The 16,311-nt window shown below is 71.8% G+C and carries 19 protein-coding genes; 16 read left to right on the forward strand and 3 right to left on the reverse strand.

What is annotated here, in order from left to right:
• Positions 1-50: 50 nt before the first annotated feature.
• Together ACQRUO_RS11345 and ACQRUO_RS11350 are read right to left on the reverse strand one after the other, a co-directional pair.
• Entirely contained in the window at positions 51-650 is a 600-nt protein-coding gene (locus ACQRUO_RS11345; RefSeq protein WP_428315677.1) for an HD domain-containing protein, read from the reverse strand.
• A 21-nt stretch (positions 651-671) separates the two neighbouring features.
• Positions 672-1,769 carry a helix-turn-helix domain-containing protein gene (locus ACQRUO_RS11350; RefSeq protein ID WP_428315678.1) on the reverse strand — a complete coding sequence of 366 codons (1,098 nt, stop codon included), beginning with the start codon at positions 1,767-1,769 and terminating at the stop codon, positions 672-674.
• 281 nt (positions 1,770-2,050) lie between these two features.
• Between ACQRUO_RS11350 and ACQRUO_RS11355 the strand changes: the two genes are divergently transcribed.
• The 9 genes from ACQRUO_RS11355 (at position 2,051) to ACQRUO_RS11395 (ending at position 9,714) form a co-directional block, all read left to right on the forward strand.
• Positions 2,051-3,244, forward strand: a complete 1,194-nt coding sequence (locus ACQRUO_RS11355; RefSeq protein ID WP_428315679.1) for a metallophosphoesterase — start codon at positions 2,051-2,053, stop codon at positions 3,242-3,244.
• Positions 3,237-4,049 carry a TauD/TfdA family dioxygenase gene (locus tag ACQRUO_RS11360; protein ID WP_428315680.1) on the forward strand — a complete coding sequence of 271 codons (813 nt, stop codon included), beginning with the start codon at positions 3,237-3,239 and terminating at the stop codon, positions 4,047-4,049. Before ACQRUO_RS11355 ends, ACQRUO_RS11360 begins: the two co-directional genes overlap by 8 nt.
• Positions 4,046-4,588, forward strand: a complete 543-nt coding sequence (locus ACQRUO_RS11365) for a dCTP deaminase (RefSeq protein ID WP_428315681.1) — start codon at positions 4,046-4,048, stop codon at positions 4,586-4,588. Before ACQRUO_RS11360 ends, ACQRUO_RS11365 begins: the two co-directional genes overlap by 4 nt.
• Positions 4,585-5,112, forward strand: a complete 528-nt coding sequence (locus tag ACQRUO_RS11370; RefSeq protein ID WP_428315682.1) for a dCTP deaminase — start codon at positions 4,585-4,587, stop codon at positions 5,110-5,112. Before ACQRUO_RS11365 ends, ACQRUO_RS11370 begins: the two co-directional genes overlap by 4 nt.
• Positions 5,112-5,816, forward strand: coding sequence for a PIG-L deacetylase family protein (locus ACQRUO_RS11375; protein WP_428315683.1), 705 nt, complete (start codon positions 5,112-5,114; stop codon positions 5,814-5,816). Before ACQRUO_RS11370 ends, ACQRUO_RS11375 begins: the two co-directional genes overlap by 1 nt.
• Positions 5,813-6,541 carry a WbqC family protein gene (locus tag ACQRUO_RS11380; protein ID WP_428315684.1) on the forward strand — a complete coding sequence of 243 codons (729 nt, stop codon included), beginning with the start codon at positions 5,813-5,815 and terminating at the stop codon, positions 6,539-6,541. The genes ACQRUO_RS11375 and ACQRUO_RS11380 overlap by 4 nt, the downstream gene beginning before the upstream one ends.
• Positions 6,538-7,656, forward strand: coding sequence for a glycosyltransferase family 4 protein (locus ACQRUO_RS11385; protein ID WP_428315685.1), 1,119 nt, complete (start codon positions 6,538-6,540; stop codon positions 7,654-7,656). The genes ACQRUO_RS11380 and ACQRUO_RS11385 overlap by 4 nt, the downstream gene beginning before the upstream one ends.
• A 67-nt stretch (positions 7,657-7,723) precedes the next feature.
• Positions 7,724-8,479: a formylglycine-generating enzyme family protein gene (locus ACQRUO_RS11390; protein ID WP_428315686.1), complete on the forward strand. Its 756-nt coding sequence runs from the start codon at positions 7,724-7,726 to the stop codon at positions 8,477-8,479.
• Between the two features lie 131 nt (positions 8,480-8,610).
• On the forward strand, positions 8,611-9,714 hold the full coding sequence (locus ACQRUO_RS11395; protein ID WP_428315687.1) for a UDP-N-acetylglucosamine--N-acetylmuramyl-(pentapeptide) pyrophosphoryl-undecaprenol N-acetylglucosamine transferase: 1,104 nt from the start codon (positions 8,611-8,613) through the stop codon (positions 9,712-9,714).
• Positions 9,715-9,733: 19 nt separating this feature from the next.
• Here the strand turns inward: ACQRUO_RS11395 and ACQRUO_RS11400 are convergent, their stop codons facing one another.
• Positions 9,734-10,096 carry an HIT domain-containing protein gene (locus ACQRUO_RS11400; protein WP_428315688.1) on the reverse strand — a complete coding sequence of 121 codons (363 nt, stop codon included), beginning with the start codon at positions 10,094-10,096 and terminating at the stop codon, positions 9,734-9,736.
• Between the two features lie 195 nt (positions 10,097-10,291).
• Here ACQRUO_RS11400 and ACQRUO_RS11405 point away from each other — a divergent pair, with 195 nt between their 5' ends.
• The 7 genes from ACQRUO_RS11405 (at position 10,292) to ACQRUO_RS11435 (ending at position 16,277) form a co-directional block, all read left to right on the forward strand.
• Positions 10,292-11,146 carry a sugar phosphate nucleotidyltransferase gene (locus ACQRUO_RS11405; protein WP_428315689.1) on the forward strand — a complete coding sequence of 285 codons (855 nt, stop codon included), beginning with the start codon at positions 10,292-10,294 and terminating at the stop codon, positions 11,144-11,146.
• A gap of 71 nt (positions 11,147-11,217) precedes the next feature.
• Positions 11,218-11,988, forward strand: a complete 771-nt coding sequence (locus tag ACQRUO_RS11410; protein WP_428315690.1) for an aminoglycoside phosphotransferase family protein — start codon at positions 11,218-11,220, stop codon at positions 11,986-11,988.
• A 34-nt stretch (positions 11,989-12,022) separates the two neighbouring features.
• The gene (locus tag ACQRUO_RS11415) at positions 12,023-12,838 is read left to right on the forward strand and encodes a class I SAM-dependent methyltransferase (RefSeq protein ID WP_428315691.1); all 816 of its coding nucleotides are present in this window, start codon (positions 12,023-12,025) and stop codon (positions 12,836-12,838) included.
• A 95-nt stretch (positions 12,839-12,933) separates the two neighbouring features.
• Positions 12,934-13,461, forward strand: a complete 528-nt coding sequence (locus ACQRUO_RS11420; RefSeq protein WP_428315692.1) for a hypothetical protein — start codon at positions 12,934-12,936, stop codon at positions 13,459-13,461.
• Complete coding sequence (locus tag ACQRUO_RS11425) at positions 13,458-14,345, forward strand: NAD(P)-binding domain-containing protein (protein WP_428315693.1); 888 nt, start codon at positions 13,458-13,460, stop codon at positions 14,343-14,345. Before ACQRUO_RS11420 ends, ACQRUO_RS11425 begins: the two co-directional genes overlap by 4 nt.
• Complete coding sequence (locus tag ACQRUO_RS11430) at positions 14,342-15,064, forward strand: hypothetical protein (protein ID WP_428315694.1); 723 nt, start codon at positions 14,342-14,344, stop codon at positions 15,062-15,064. The genes ACQRUO_RS11425 and ACQRUO_RS11430 overlap by 4 nt, the downstream gene beginning before the upstream one ends.
• Before the next feature lie 217 nt (positions 15,065-15,281).
• Entirely contained in the window at positions 15,282-16,277 is a 996-nt protein-coding gene (locus ACQRUO_RS11435; protein ID WP_428315695.1) for a hypothetical protein, read from the forward strand.
• The last annotated feature ends 34 nt before the right edge of the window (positions 16,278-16,311 follow it).

The raw sequence follows: 16,311 nt of genomic DNA on the forward strand, positions 1-16,311 counted from the left end.
GTCTCGGCCCGGCTGGGAAATGCGGGACCTTCCGGCACCGGCCCGTGGGCTCAGCTCAGCGCGGCGGCCCGGCGAAGGCCGCTCTGCCACTGGGCCAGGTCCATCGTCACCGCGACGTCCGCCAGACGCTGCGCGGAGTTGGTCCTCAGCGCGGCCCGGCACCTCTCGATCTTGCCCTGGGTCGGGAACCCGACGACCTGGTACTCCCGGGCCCGGATCAGGCAGTCCAGCTTGTCCGCGTCGTGGGCGCACCGGGCCTCCAGGGTCTCGTCGGCCTCGAACTCGGTGACGGCGCCGAGGAGGGCGGCCTGGACGGCGGGATGGGCCTCGGACACCTGATCGGCCGTCACCTCAAGCGGGTCGGCCGCGGTGACGTAGCGTCGGCTGATCGGAGTGAGGTCCCCGATGCGTGCCTCGTGGAAGTCGTGGAGGACGCACAGCATGGTCGTCCGGGCGGGGTCGGCGCCTTCCATCGCGGCCAGCAGGATCCCGATGAAGGCGGTGCGGTGGCTGTGCTCGGCGACCGTCTCGGCGTGGCTGATGCCGTCGTAGCGCCAGCCGGTACGCGGCAGGTCGCGAAGGGTGCCGTCCTCGAAGATCAGGGCGGCGGTGCCGGCGGCTTCGTCATCGACACGGGGGTGTTCGCTCACCGGTGGCCTCCTGTTGACTCGTCAGTTTGTCTCCTGGAGACGGTAGTGGACCGACTCCAGGTCGTGTCGGGACGTCGCGGAGACGAGCCGGCCGTCGAGCAGCTGGGTGGCGCGTACGTCGAAGGTGCGCGCGGTCTCGGGGTCGGCCAGCGGCAGCCAGGGGTGCAGGCCGATCAAGGTGGTGACGGAGTGGACGTAGAGGTCCACGGTGCCGGGCGCGTCGTGGAGCGAGCCGACCAGGCCGCGGAAGAGCGCCAGAGGATTCCACTGGGCCGGCGCGGGAGAGTGCATGAAGCTGTCGTCGGGCTGGTCGGTCGGCATGGCGCCCAGCCAGTACGCCCAGTAGCCGAGGTTGGCGAGCTCACCGTGCTGGTCGTCGGTGAGGGCGGTGGCGACGAAGTCCCGCAGCGGCTCGGGGTCCCCCTGGCGGGCGGCCACGGTGGCGGCGGTGCGCGCCTCGATCCAGCGGGGCGTGTAGCCCCGCAGGGCCAAGGCCGGGCGCATGGTGCGCAGAGCCTGCTCGGCCCAGTCGCCGGCGTCGGGGGAGGGGTCGTAGCTGGCGAGGTAGAGGGCTTGGCGGCGCAGCAGCAGTGCGCGCTCGCCCGCGGTCGCAGCGCTCTCGGCGACGTGGCGCAGGTGGGTGAAGAAGGCGGCCCGGTCGGCGGCGGCGAGCTGCGGGCCGGCGGGTGTGGGCCCGCGCCGCGCGCTGGCGGCCCGGCCGGCCAGGGTGGGGGGCGTGATCCCACGCACGGCCCAGGCGATCAGATGTGCGGTCTCTCGCGACTGCACCCAGCCCGCCAGCGGGTGGTCCGCCAGGTCGCTGGGTGGGCGCAGGACCGCGGTGAGGATGCGGTCGGCGTCCATCGCCGAGTTCAGGAGCGCGAGCAGCTCGGTGTCGGCACCGAGAAGAGCGAGGCGGCGGCGCAGCTGCAGGAGGTCGGCGGAGCGGGTGTTGGCCAGCGGGCGGCGGCCGGACTCCCAGCCCTGGACGGTGCCGAGGTCAACCCCGACGTCTTCAGCCAGGCGTACCTGGGTGCGCGGCATGCTCTCGCGGACCAACCGCAGCAGGTACCCGGACACCACGCCGACCTCTGCCCGGCTTCGGTCACGGACCGCCACTCCCACTCCTCCTCGATGACGACCAAGGTAAACGGGCGCACCCCGAGCGCGGGTGCTCGGCGGCCTGGTGCGCCACCGGTCGGTCTGGCCGCGGAGTCCACCCGGTGGAGGCTGGCCAGAAACCCGTACTGCGGGTGAGTCCTCATCAAAATCCCTCGCACGTAGCGTAGTTCAACAAGACGGGCCGCCGGACCGGATCGGGCGACAGCTACCCCGACCGACTGCGGAACCGGCACCGCATCTACCACAGGCGTCCCAAGCATTCCGACAAAGGCGGACGTATGCCCACAGAATCCTTGGACTCGGTCACGCTGGTTGCGACGACCGACTTCCACTCCTCCGTCCCCGACGGCCTGGCCACTCTCGAAGCGCTCGCCCGCCTGCGGGAAGAGGGAGCGTTCCTCATCGACGCCGGCGACTTCTACGGCGGCAACTCCTTCCACGAGTTCTCCGCCGGCCGCTACGAGGAGGAGATCGCCGCCGAGCTCTTCCACGCGATGGTGCCCGGCAACCACGACTTCGCCGACCTGCAGCGCCTGCGCGACCCCAAGCGCTACCCGCCCGTCGTGTGCGCCAACGTGGTCCCGCCGGACAGCTACCCGGGCCGCTGGGAGTCCGGGCTGCTTCTGCCCGAGCGCGGCCGACGGGTCGGCGTCGTGGGGTACATCGGCACTCAGGCCTTCAACGCGATCCCCACCGACGAGCGAGCCGGCTTCACCTTCACCGAGCCCACCCCCGCGCTGCTGGCAGCCGAGCACGCCCGGCTGCGCGAAGCCGGAGCCGACGTGGTGATCGGGGTCAGCCACACCGGTCTGGAGCGCGACATCGCCTTCCAGACCAGCGGCCAGAGCCCGTTCGACATCATCGTGGCCGGCCACTGCCACTGCTCCTACTACCAGTGGTCCGCAGACGGCCGTCACGTCGTCAAGGCCCCCGAGCTCGGTGCCGGCCTACTGCGGATCGACCTGCGCGGCGACGGCACCACCTGGTTCACCGTTCACCACCACCGCGGCCCGGCCGGCCGCACCGGCCCCGGCAGCAAGGCGCTCGGCCCCTACCGGGACTGGGGCGAGACCGTGCTCGGCACCCTGCCCGAGCCGATCGCCGACCGCACCGAGCTGGCCCACCAGCTGTGCGAGGGCGCCCGCACCGCAATCGAGGCGGACGCGTTCCTGCTCAACCTCGCCACCCTGCGCACCGGCCTGCCCGCCGCCGTGACCCGGCGCGCGCTGGCCGACGCCGCCCCCTTCGACGGCCCGCTGGTCCGCCTCCAGAGCCAGCACCTGTTCGAGGACTTGGAGCGCCGCGCCCTGGAACACGGCGAGGAGCCGGTGCTCGCCACCAGCGGCCTCGACCGGGGAAGCGTCGTCACCACCGCCTACCTGGCCGGCCGACTGGGCCTTCCCGCCGAGCCGGTCCACCCGCACACCATCCGCAGCACCATCACCGATCTGTTCGGAGGCACCCATGAGTGACCTGCTGGAACTGCCCGCCGGCGACCTGCTCGCCGGGCCCACCGCGCACCGCGCCTTCGCCGAGGCGTTCACCACCCGCGGCGACGGCAAGGCGCTGATCACCTTCGACGACCCCACCGCCCACCGCCTCAACCAGGACCGCGCCCTCGCGCTGCTCTCCTCGCTGGGCACCGTGCTCGCGGTCTACCCGCACCTGGGCCCCTGGAGCGACCTGTCGGTGCGCACCGACGCCGACCCGGCCCGTACCCACGGCACCGGGGAGAACCGGCTCCACATCGACATGGTCGAGCGCGACCTGACGCCCCGGATCATCGCCCTGTACTGCGTGCGCGACGACCCGGCCGCCGGCGGCGCCTCCGCGCTCGCGGACATGTGGGCCGCCGTCGAGTCCCTCGCCACCGCGGACCGCGAGATCCTCCAGCACCGGGCCTACCGCTACTGGGCGGACGAGGGTGTGCACGGCGTCGGCGAGACCCTGGAGCACTTCTCCGTCATCCCCGAGCGCCTGGAGTGGGGCTTCCCTGTCCGCTTCACCAGCAAGATGGGCCCGCACCTGGACAAGGCCGAGCTGCTCGACACCGCGCTCGTGCCGGCCGACCAGGCCGCCGGGGCCTTCGGCCGCCTGGTGGCCGCCGTCTACGCCCAGCGCACCACCGTGCGGCTGCGCCCCGGGCGGCTGCTGATCTGGGACCAGCAGCGCTACGCCCACGGCCGGATGCCGCTAGGGGAGGGCCAGGGCGACCTCGCCCAGGACGAGCGCCGGCTGCTGCAGCAGGCCTACGTCGCAGAGGCGGGAACCCGATGATCCTCACCGGCGCCGCCATCGCCGCGGCCGTCGCGCGGGGCGAGATCACCATCGAACCGTTCGACGCGGCGATGCTCAACCCGAACTCCTACAACTACCGGCTCGGCCCGACGCTCAAGTTCAGCCCCGCCGACGTGATCGACGCCCGGGTGGACACCCCGGTCACCGAGGTCACCATCCCCGAGGACGGGTACGTGCTCCAGCCCGGCACGCTCTACCTCGGCGCCACCGTCGAGACCGTGGGCTCGCGCCAGTACGTGCCCAGCCTCATCGGCCGCAGCTCGCTGGGCCGGCTCGGCCTGTTCCTCCAGGTCACCGCCGACCTCGGTCAACTCGGGGCCTGCCACCGCTGGACGCTGGAGATCGTCGCCGTTCAGCCGCTCAAGGTCTACGCCGGGATGAAGATCGGCCAGTTCAGCTTCTGGGCCCCCGAAGGCCACCGCCTGCCCTACCAGGGCTTCTACGGCCACGTCAGCGAGCCCGTCCCCTGCAACCCGGCCGCCGCCGCCGGACACCGCACCCTGGAGGTCGCCGCGTGATCCTCACCGGCCGCGAGATCGAGCACCGCGTCAAGACGGACGAGATCACCATCGCCCCCTTTGACCCGCAGTGCGTCAGCCCCAACAGCTACGACTTCCACCTCTCGGCGAACATCGCCTGGTACACCGGCGACGTGCTCGACTGCAAGATCGACAACCCGTACCAGCGCTCCACGATCCCGCCCGAGGGCATGGTCCTGGAGCCCGACCGGATCTACCTGGTCTCCACCGCCGAGACCATGGGCAGCCACCACTTCGTGCCGATCATCCGCGCCCGCTCCTCCGTCGCCCGGCTCGGCCTGTTCATCAACTGCACCGCCGACCTGATCGACATCGGCTCGGTGAACCGATGGACGCTCCAGCTGCACGCCGTCCAGCCGGTTCGGGTCTACCCGGGCATGCGGATCGGACAGGTCACCTGGTGGCGCCCGCTCGGCGACATCGAGCCCTACACCGGCAAGTACCAGGGCAGCACGCTGCCGATGCCCTCCCAGGTGTGGCGCGACTTCGAGCAGGGCGTCTGATGCCCGCCCTCATGTCGCCCACCGACCGGGTGGTCGCGGTGGTCGGCCACCCGGACGACGCGGAGCTGATGTTCTACGGCACCCTGCGCGCCTGGGCCGACGCCGGAGCCGACGTGACTGTGTTTGTCGCCACCCACGGCGCCGCCGGCATCTCCCTCGCGGACCAGGCCGCCGGAACGCAGCTGGCACCCGGCGACCGCCCGGCCGAGTCCGCGGCCTCCTACGAGGGCACCGGCATCGCCGTCGAGTGCCTGGGGCTGGAGGACGGCGCGCTGCGCCCCGACCGGCCGCTCGTGTCCGCCATCGAGGCCGCGCTCGCCCGCCTGGGGTGCACGGTGCTGCTCACCCACGCGGTCCACGACGGCAACGACCACCAGGACCACCACGCGGTGGCGCGGGCCGCGCTGAACGCGGCCGTGCGCGTGGCCAGCTGCACCACCGTGCTGCACGGCCAGCCGCACAACGCCCACAGCCACGTGGCGCCCACCGTGCTGGTGGACATCACCGCCTACATCGACGACAAGGTCAAGGCCCTGGCCCGCCACCAGACGCAGGCCGGCCGGTACTACCTGAGCGAGGAGTTCACCCGGCACCGCGCCGCCGAGGCCGGCTACCGGCTGCTCCCGCAGCGGGCCGCCGACGGCCGCTACTTCGAGGGCCTGGTCCCCTCCTTGCTGCTGCTCGGCCAACCGGAGCGATCGTGATCTACATCGAGCAGCCCGCCTTCCTGCCCTGGCTCGGGTTCTGCGAGTCCCTGCTGGTCTGCGACACCGTCGTGCTCTACGACGACGTGCAGTACGAGGACGGAGGCTGGCAGAACCGCAACAAGATCAAGACCAAGGCGGGGGTCCAGTGGCTCACCGTGCCGGTCGCCAAGCAGCACGGCCAGCGCATCGACCAGGCCCGCATCGCGCCGGCGTTCGCCCCCGACACGCTGCTGCGCACCCTGGCCATGGCCTACAGCCGCACCCCGTTCTACGCCGAGACGATGGCCGCCATCACCCCGGTGCTGGAGGCCGGTCACCAGCTGCTCGCCGACCTCAACGCTGACCTGCTCACCCGCATCCGCGACGCGCTCGGCGCCACCAGCCGCCTGCTGCGCAGCTCCACGATGCCGCTGCCGGCCAGCGGACGGATCGAGCGGATCGTCGCGGTGTGCGAGAGCGCCGGCGAATCCACGCTGTGGGCCGGCTCCGGCACCCGGAGCTACCTCGATGCCGCCGCGGTCGGTGCCGCCGGGATCCGGGTGCTCTGGAACGAGTACTACCCGCGCCACCCGGTCTACCCGCAGACCTGGCCCCGCCAGCCCTTCACCCCGGCGCTGTCGGTCGCCGACGCCGCCTGCAACCTCGGCTGGGCCGGTCTGCGGACGCTGCTCACCGATGGATTCACCGCCTACCAGAGCGAGTTGAACGGAGTGCCAGTATGAACCGCACCCGGGTCCTCACCGGCATCGACCTGCCGGTCGCGCCGTCCTGCGGCAGCATGATCCTCGCCGACGACGCCTACGCCGCCGTGGCTGACCGCATCCACAGCACCTTCCTCGGCATGCGGCCGATCGAGCCGGGCTGGCACCGCTTCGACCGCCTCGTCCCGCTGAACACGGCCAAGCACCCGTACGGGCTGGACTACGGCCGGTATGTCGAGGAGCTGACCGCCGAGGTCCGCGAGCTGATCGACCTGCACGAGCCGGATGTGATCCACGCCCAGCACCTGGGCTTCGGCCTGGCCCCGGCGCTGGTGCGCGCGGCCGGCCGGACCCCGGTGATCTCCATCGCGCACGGCACCGACGTGATCGCAGCTGCCGAGTCCGCCCAGGCCCGCGAGGCGCTGGCCGAGGTCGTGGCGGGCAGCGCGGCCGTGGTTGCGCCGAACTCCACGCTGGCCGAGCGCATCGACAAGCTCACCGACCACCGGTACACCAGCCGCCTGGCGATCATCCCGTGGGGGATCCCGCTCGGCGCTGCTCTGGTGCGCCACCGCCCGCAGGAGAACACCGCCGGGCCGCTGAACCTGCTGCACGCCGGTCGGCTGGACGCCAACAAGAGCACCGTCACCGCGATCGAGGCCCTGGCGGTGTCCAGCCAGCAGCACCGCCTGACCGTCATCGGCAGCGGCCCGCAGGAGGAGGCGCTGCGCGAACGTGCCCGCCAGCTGGGCGTCGCCGACCGCGTGGCGTTCGCGCCGTTCATGCCCCGCCGCGAGCTGTGGCGCCGCTTCGACGAGTTCGACTGCTTCGTGTTCACCACGGCCGGGCTGGAGGCCTTCGGCCTGGTCGTGATCGAGGCGCAGGCCCACGGCCTGCCGGTCGCCTACTCGAACGTGGCCGGCATGGCGGACACCCTGGGCCACGCCGGCACCTCGTACGCGGCGGGCGACCCGGCGAGCCTGGCCGCGGCGATCGACGAGTTGGCCCGCGACGTGCACTGGCGAGGCGCCCTGATCCGCGCCGGACTGGACAACTCCCGCCGCTACGACATCGCCAACACCGCCGGACAGCTGGCCGACCTGACCGACAAGGTCGCCTCCGCCGCGCTCACCTGATCCCCACCCTGCTGCCGGCTCGCGCCAAGGCCGCGGGCCGGCAGCGCCCGACCCCGAAGGAGTGCTGGTGCTTACCCTCGTGACCGTCCCGCCCGGCAGCTTCCACCGCCGCCTGGAGAACGACCGCTTCCAGACCGTCCACATCACCAAGACCCTCGCCTGGCAGGAGCGCCCGGTCACCCACGCCCAGTACCGCACCTACCTGGACGCGATCGGCTCCCTGGCCGACCCGGTCCTGGAGATCTGGGAGGGCGGGGACTGGAAGGACGGCCCGCTGTTCTCCGCGGCCAACATCCACGGCGACGACCACCCGGTGGTCGGCGTCTCCTACAACGACGCGCTCAGCTTCATCTCCTGGATCTCCGAGCGCGACGGCCGCCGATACCGGCTGCCCACCGAGGCCGAGCACGAGTACGCCACCCGCGCAGCCTGCTCCTGCGCCCGGGAGTGCACCGCGCTGCGTGTGCCCCAGCGCACCCACGAGGGCCGGGCGTGGCCGGACGCGTTCACGGCCTGCTGGCAGACCGCCGACGCCAACCCGAACCCGTTCGGGCTCTACGGCCTCAACGGGGTGCTCTGGCAGTGGTGCTCCGACTGGTACGCCCCGTACCCGGACAGCGGCGTCGAGTCCGACCCGCAGGGCCCCGCGGCCAAGCCGGCGCAGTCGTTCTGGAAGGGCCGGATCCTGCCGGCCGGCCGGATTATCCGGGGTGGTTCCTTCTCCTATCCGGAATGGTACGGGCGCTGCGACAACCGGCATTTCTCCTTCGCGACGGACCGAAATGTGAATCTCGGATTCCGTCTGGTATTCGAATGCGATTGAGTGACCATCACGACGCCCACCGTGCGTACCAGGAAAGGCCGTTGGTCGTCAGCGTGCCCACCCAGCCAGCAGGAGCAACAGTGACAAGATCACGAACCGTGCGGCAGGGAGGCCGCTGCTACTCTGAGCCGATGAATGGAGCTTTAAAGATCGGAATTACCGGCGGCGGCAGCGCGGGCCACGTCGTCCCGGCCGTGGCCGTCGCCGCCGAGCTGCGCCGCGCCGGAGTCGGCGAGCTGGTGTTCTTCGGCCGGGCCAGCAGCATCGAGGCCGACTTGGCGTCGAAGGCCGGGCTCCGGCTGGCCGCGGTGCCCTCGGCCGGGCTGCAGCGCTACCGCTCGTGGAAGAACGCCGTGATGCCGTTCACCGTGCTGCGCGGGATCGGCGCGGCCTACCTGGCGATGCGCCGCGAGCGGCCCGACGCGCTCTTCTCCAAGGGCTCCTACGTCTCGGTGCCGGTCGGGATCGCGGCCTGGCTCAACCGGGTGCCGCTGCTGATCCACGAGTCCGACCACTCCCTCGGCCTGGCCAACCGGATCCTGGCCCGCCTGGCCCGCACGGTGTGCCTGTCCGAGCCCGGCCACGACATGCCGTCCTGGCTGCGCCGCAAGGCAATGGTCACCGGGCTGCCGCTGCGCGACGACCTCGCCGACGGCCGGCCCGAGCGGCTGCGCGACCGCCTCAGGATCCCGCCCGGCCTGCCGGTGCTGCTGATCTTCTGCGGCTCCAGCGGCAGCACCCGCATCAACGAGGCGGTCCGCCGCCAGCTGCCCGCGTTGACCACCCGGTTCTCCGTCGTGCACATCACCGGCCGCGGCAACCTCGACCAGGCGCTTGCCGCGGTGCCCGGGTACTGGCAGCTGGAGTACCTGCACGACGAGATGGTGGACGCCCTATGGCTGGCCGACCTGGTGATCGGCCGGGCCGGGGCGACCACCCTCGCCGAGCTGGAGGCATTGGCCAAGCCCGCCGTACTGGTGCCCCTGCCCGCCTCGGTCAGCCGCGGGGACCAGCTCGACAACGCGACGGACTACGCCAGGCGCGCGGTGTGCCGGGTCGTCGCCGACGAGGAGCTGGCCGACGGTCTGCCGCTGCTGGTCGCCTGCGAGAAGCTGCTGCCCGAGCTGTTCGGGCATCGGCCGCAGCCCGACCCGGAGCAGATCCACCGGGTCGCCCGCGACCTCGCCGAGCGCACCCTGCGCCTGGCACGGCCGCGCCGGCGCCGACGGCGCTGAACCCCTCGGGGCGGGCCGCTCAGACGTGGCCCTCGGGCAGCTCGCCCCGGAACAGCACGTGCCAGTGCTGGTGCTTGCTCTCCTGGTACTCGCCCAGGTTGGTCACGATGCAGCACGCCCCGTACTCCTCGCGCACCTTCGCCGCGACCGAGCGCACGACCCGCATCACCTTGAGCAGCAGTTCCTCGCCGCCCTCGCCGAGGTCTTCCAGCGACGGCGTGTGCAGCTTCGGCACCACCACGATGTGCACCGGGTACGACGGCCGGGTGTGCTCGAAGGCGAGCACCTCGTCCGTCTCCTCGACGGTCTTGACCGGGGTGTTCCCGGACAAGGCCTCCTGGCAGTAGAAGTCCGACACCTGCTCGGCAACGGCAGTGGTCATGCTGGTCACCCATCCCTAGTGCTTGGGCCCGGCGCCGGTGATCGGCCGCGCCGCCCGGCGGCCAGCAGGCACTGCTGCGCCGTGCCCGGGGTGCGCGGTGGTGCCAGGCAGTCGCCAGCCTACCCGCGTGACCTGAGTGACCATCAATTCGCTTTCACCGCACGATCATCCGATCAACATACGAGGTGAATCGCCATGCCCCTGACCGCCGTCATCGCTGCCGCCGGAGTCGGCAGCCGCCTGTTCCCCGTCGCCAGGGCGATCACGAAGTGCATGCTCCCGGTGCTCAACCGGCCCGTCCTGGACTACGCCCTCCAGGACTGCATCGCGGCCGGCGCGGAGCGGATCGCGATCGTGGCCCCGCCCGGCGAGGGGGCCCGCCAGATCCGCCACTACATCACCGACGACCCCGAACTGCGCGCCTACTTCGAAACCCGCGGGTGGCAGGACAAGTACGAGGCCCCCGCCTTCCCGGACGACATCACCGTCATCGAGCAGCCGCGCACCAGCGGCAGCTACGGCACCGCCCTGCCGCTGATCTACGCCGCCGACTGGGTCGGGCAGGACGACTTCCTGCTGATCTCCGGAGACGACCTGCTGCTGCGACGCGACGGCGGCTCCGACCTCGCCGACCTGGTCGCTGCCCGCAGCGCCGCCGGAACCGCCGGCGCGGTGGCCGCCGCCACGGTGCCCGGCGCCGACGCGCACCGCTACGGCCTGCTTCAGCCGCGCACCGCACCCGGCGGGCACCAGCTGCTGGCCAGCCTGATCGAGCGCCCGACCGACTACCGGGAGCCGACCGCGTACGTCAACGTCTCCCGCACCCTGTTCCCGGCCGCCGCGATCGGTTACTTCCAGGCCGTGCGCCCGGCCGCGAACGGCGAGCTCCAGGCCACCGACGCCGTCGCCGCGTTCGCCGCAGACCACGACGTGCTGCTCCATCCGCTCACCGGCCAGTACCTCGACTGCGGCAACCCCGCCGGGCTGCTCACCGCCTCGCTGGCCGTCGCCGAGCTCCAGGGCCTCACCGCCGAAAACCAACCCGCGTGAGTCGGACGCCGGGTACGCGTTGCAGGGCCGCGCAGTGGGGCACCCACGGAGTCGAGATCCTGGACGACCGCGTGATCAAGCGCTTTCGCCCGACCATGGAGGGCGAGCACGAACGGGAGTGGCGCGCCCTCACCCTGCTGGAGGAGTGGGCGCCGGGCCTGGCTCCGACGCTGATGGAAGCGGATTCGTCCTCCACTGCCCCGGTGGTGAGCATGTCGCGCCTCCCGGGCACCCCTCTGCGAGGCCAAACGGTGACGACCAAGCAGCTGGAGGCCCTGGCTGCGGCGCTGACGTGCATGCACGAAGCCGTCCCTCGCTCTGTGGCAGCACGGCTTCCGCCGCGCCTGTGGAACGAGCACCAGGTCGTCCGCGGCATCCGCGCACGGTACGCGCAGGTACACCGAGGTGACGTGCCGGCCGTGATCCGCAGAGCGGCCGCCGAAGGGTTTCGCTGGCTCAACCGGACCGTACTCGCCTCGGCCCGGTCGCCGTCTGGGCCCGTCTTCGGGCAAGCGGATGGCAACCTCGCCAACTTTCTCTGGGATGGGTCGAGAATCCGCATCGTTGACTTCGAGGACTCGGGACGCAGCGACCGTGCGTACGAACTCGCCGAAGTCGTCGAGCACGTCTCCACCTGGGTGGACACCGACTTCGCCGTCCCCCGCTTCCTGGACCACTTCGATCTGAGCAGAGCGGAGCGGCGACGCCTCCTGGAGTGCCGGCGCCTTCTGGCGCTGCTGTGGCTTCTCCTCCTCACCCTTCAAGAGCCCCAGCAGGTCCGCAATCCCCCAGGCACGGCCGAACTCCAGGCCGCGCGGTTGCGCGGCCTCCTGGGCGGCTGACCTTCAACCCCACCGACACCGAAAGGGCCACACGATGACCCCCGACACCGACGCGAGCCACCTGGTGCACGCCGAGTACGCCGACCTGCGAGCCCTGGCGGACCGTACGGCGACCCACCGTCTCCACAGCATCACCCCGGACGACCCCGAGGCTGCGGTCCGCGACGCACTGCACCTGCCCGACGACCGGCCGCTCCTGGACGTCGGCTGCGGGACCGGCAGCTTCCTCCACGCTCTCCTGCCCCGCCACACCGGGCGCCTGGTCGGCCTGGACACCAGCCCGCAGGCCGTCGAGGCGACCCGCACCGACCGGATCCAGGCCATCGAAGGATCGGCCGAGGAACTCCCTTTCTCTGAAGGTGAGTTCGCGATCGTCACCGCCCGCCATATGCTGTACCACGTTCCGAACCCGCAGCTCGCGCTGGAGCAGGCACACCGGGTCCTTCGCCCCGGCGGGGTCTTCGTCGCCACGGTCAACCACCGCCAAGTCGCCCAGAATACCCTGGACCTGGTCCGCACGATCGTGCAGGAGGCCGGGATCACCCCCGCGCCCGCACCGGTCAACTCCGTCACCAGCGACAACCTGCCCGCGATGGTGACCGCCACGTTCGGCACCGCCGACACCATGCGCTTCGACAACACCCTGGCCCTGCCCACAGCGGAGGCCCTGACCACGTACGCGGCGGCCCTGATGTCCTTCGCCGGCCTCACCCCCGGCCACCCGGCAACCGCGCAGATCCGGGAGGAGATCAGCGAGCGGGCGCGCCGCTGGTTCACCAACAACCCCGGCCGCCGCTGGGAGGACCCCAAGGGCTACTCCCTCGTCACCGCCACCCGGAGCAGCAGGTGACTCGGCAGCGCGAACCCAGCCGATCAGATGCGCTGCTGGAACGGCCTGCCGTGGTGACCCTCGGGCCATCGGGGACCGACGCCCACACAGAGGCGGTGCGGCACTTCGACCAGGTGCTGCTGGCCGCCACCTTCGAGCTGGCCACGCAGCAGGCCATCACCGACGGCCACTGCGCCCTGGTCGCGGCCGGCTACGCCCAGCGGGACGCGCACGGTACGGTGTCCGACCTGTGGGTGGACCTCCACTTCCGCTACGAGGGCAGGGCCTCGCTCCTCCGGGCTTGGGTGGCGCGGACCAAGCCCATGTGCCTGGCGACGCCGGCGGACGTCGAGGTGCCGCGCACGATCGCCCTCCACCCGGCCACCGCGGTCTTCGCCGACCGCTTCGCGCCGTCGGCCCAACGCCAGTACGTCGAAGCGAAGCCGCTGGCCGTGCGCCGGGTCGCCGACGGCCGGGCCGAGGCCTGCATCGGGTCGGTGGACGTCGCCGTGCAGGCCGGGCTGGTCGTGCGCAAGCGGTGGCAGCCGACGATGGTCTGGTGCCTGTACGAGCCCGCCAAGGCCGACGCGCTCACCTGGGGTCTGGACCGGCCACACCGCGCCGAAGGACGAGTGGTCGCATGATCCCTGCTCCACGGCGGGCACCCAGCCCGGCGACGACCATCGTCGTCGCCGGGTACGGGGCGATGACCAGCGGCATCCTGCCCCACCTCACCGCCATGCCAGACACCCGCGTTCACCTGACGAGCCGCCACCTGTCCGAGTCCCCGCACGAAGCCGTCACGCTCATCACTTCGGCCGCCATCACGGACGCGGCCCCGAACGTGCTGATCGGCTGTTTCGAGGACGACGAGCACAGCTGCGCGTTCTGGAGCGACCAGCACGTGGCCGCTGCCCTCGCCCGGCACCGGCCCACCTGCATCGAGCTGTCCACCATCACTCCCGAGCGGGCCGAGCAGTGGCAGCAGGAGATCAGCGCGCTGGGCTCACTCGCCTGGGAATGCCCGGTCACCGGGTCCCGACCCGGAGCCCGCGCCGGAACGCTCTCTGCCTTCCTCTACGCCCCAGGCCACAGCCCCGCCGCTGAGCGAGCCCTGGACGCCTTCACCCACCGCCGCTACCGGTTCACCCAGCCGGGCAACCCGGCCCGCTTCAAGCTCATCTTCAACGCCTGGGGCGCCACGCTGCTGCACGCCGCCGGCGTGTTCGCCCGCACCCTGCCAGCGCACCTCGGCGAGGACTTCCCGGTGGCCGCCACGATCGTCACCTCCGACGGTTGGATGGCGACCCTCGCCGACCAGAAGCTCGACCGGATCACCAGCAGCACCTACGGCGACCCCGACTTCGCGCTGCACCACATGGTCAAGGACCTGCGCTACGCCCGACAGCTGCTGGGCGACCTTCCTCCCCTCGCCGCCGTCCTGGAGGCATTCGAGGACGCCCAGGCACGCCACGGCGCCTACGCCGACTTCACCGCCGTCGCCGACATCGGAGGCACCCACCCGTGATCACCACCGACCTCCCCCTGCTGCTGCAGCGCCTCAAGGAGGAGTTCGCCGACGTCAGCGGCATGTCGGTCGCGCTGTCCGGATCGCTGGCCCGGGGCGACCACCGCACCGGCCGCGGCGGACACATCGCCTCCGACCTCGACCTGATCCCCGTCGTCGCCTGCGCCACCGACGCGCCGGCCGCCCGCGCCGCCCTGGAACCGATCCTGCAGCGCCTGGCCGCCACGTTCCGCATCGAGGCCACCGCCGCGATCACCACCCGTGACGCCTTCCGCAACGCCGCGTACGCCCCCTATCGCACCAGCATGCGCCGCCAGTGGCTGACCGACGGGCTCGCCCTGGGCGAAGACGCGTTTGCCCAGCCCGCCGTCGAACTCCACGAGGTGTTGCCCTGGACGATCCAGCCCATCACCTACTACCTGGCCAAGGCCACTGAGGCCGACCCGGGCACCAACATCGCCAAGGCCCGGCGCGCCGCCTGCCGCCTGCCGCCTGGTGCCGCCATCGAGCTGCCCGACCGCCTGCACGACCTCCCCCGTGCCCTGTGCGACCTGATCAACGAGCGCCGGCTGGTGCCGCTCGACTCCACGGCCCTGTACCTCGACGCGCCGTCTCGGCCCACCATCGCCTCGCAGGTCCGGGACGCAGTCTTTCGTGAGAACCAGGGCCTGCCGGTCCGCGAGTCGGCCGTCACCGCCCAGCCGCCCCCGCTGAACTAGCGCCGGAAGCCGCCGGCCCTGCGGTAATCCAGCTGGTGGGCGCCGGCCGTCTGCGCCCCGGCGCGGTACTTCCGGAGCTCCAGCACTTGGCCAGCCGGGCCGTCGTCGGCAGCACACCGTCCAGCAGGTCCACCGCCGCGCACCGGTCGAGCTGCGCTTGGTGCACGCTTGGTCGTCTCTATACAAACAGCTTGTGCCAGCCGGGTATCAACTAGACATGCCCCTTCCGTTCCACCCACCCGTGGCCGTCGCTCAGGCCAGCCCGATCGCAGAGCTGCCGGCGGAGTTCGACGGCGCCGTGGAGCCGAAGCTGGACGGCTGGCGGGTCCTGATCGACACCGAGCGCGGACAGCTCTTCGGTCGCAGCGGCAGTAACCTGACCGATCGGTTCAGCGACATCGCGGCGGCCGCTGGCTCGCTGGCGCCGGCCATCATCGACGGGGAGATCCTCGCGGTGAACAGCCGCGGCGACATTGAGTTCGGGAAGCTGCAGCACAGGTCACCACGAGGGCCCCGCGCCAGCGACGACTTCTCCATCAGCTTCGCGGCCTTCGACGCCTTGGCCCGCGATGCCGAGGACTTACGGCCGCTCCCGCAGACCGCCCGTCGGCGCCACCTTCTCGACCTCCTCGCGACGTCGTCCCCGCTCATCCGCCCGGTGCCCACAACCGGCGATCCGAGCGCCGCGCTCGCCTGGCTCAGCACTCCGGGCGTCGAGGGAGCGGTGCTGAAGCCCGATGCCGCCTACCGGCCGGGGCGGGCCGGCGGCTGGCTCAAATGGAGGCGCACCCACACCATCGACTTGATCGTCACCGGCGTCACTGCGACCGCACCCGCCCACCAGGCCCTCGTGCTCTCCCTGCCCGACCACGCCGGCCGGCCGCGCGCCGTCGCCGTCACCCTGCCGATCGGCAGCCGGCTGCGCTCCCAGATCGCCCCGCTGCTCCACCCGGTCGGCAAGGCGCGGGAACTGCCCGGCGTCGTGGGAGGACTTCCCGGCAGCCGACCGGTTCGGTACGTGCCGGTGCGCCCCGAAGTCGTCGTCGAGGTCCAGGCCGACCAGGTCGCCCCGACGGAGTTCGCCCGGTTCCGGCATCGTCCGCGCGTCCTTCGCGTCCGGGCGGAATTGCATCCAATGCAACTTTCAGCAGCGCCTGATCCCGACGAATCCGCTGGTCGTCAACCTGGCGACGATCCGAGTGACGACTCCTGACCTGCTGCTTTCTCGCTCGGACGCACGCGACGCG

This window comes from Kitasatospora sp. LaBMicrA B282, assembly GCF_050325825.1.
GTDB lineage: Bacteria > Actinomycetota > Actinomycetes > Streptomycetales > Streptomycetaceae > Kitasatospora.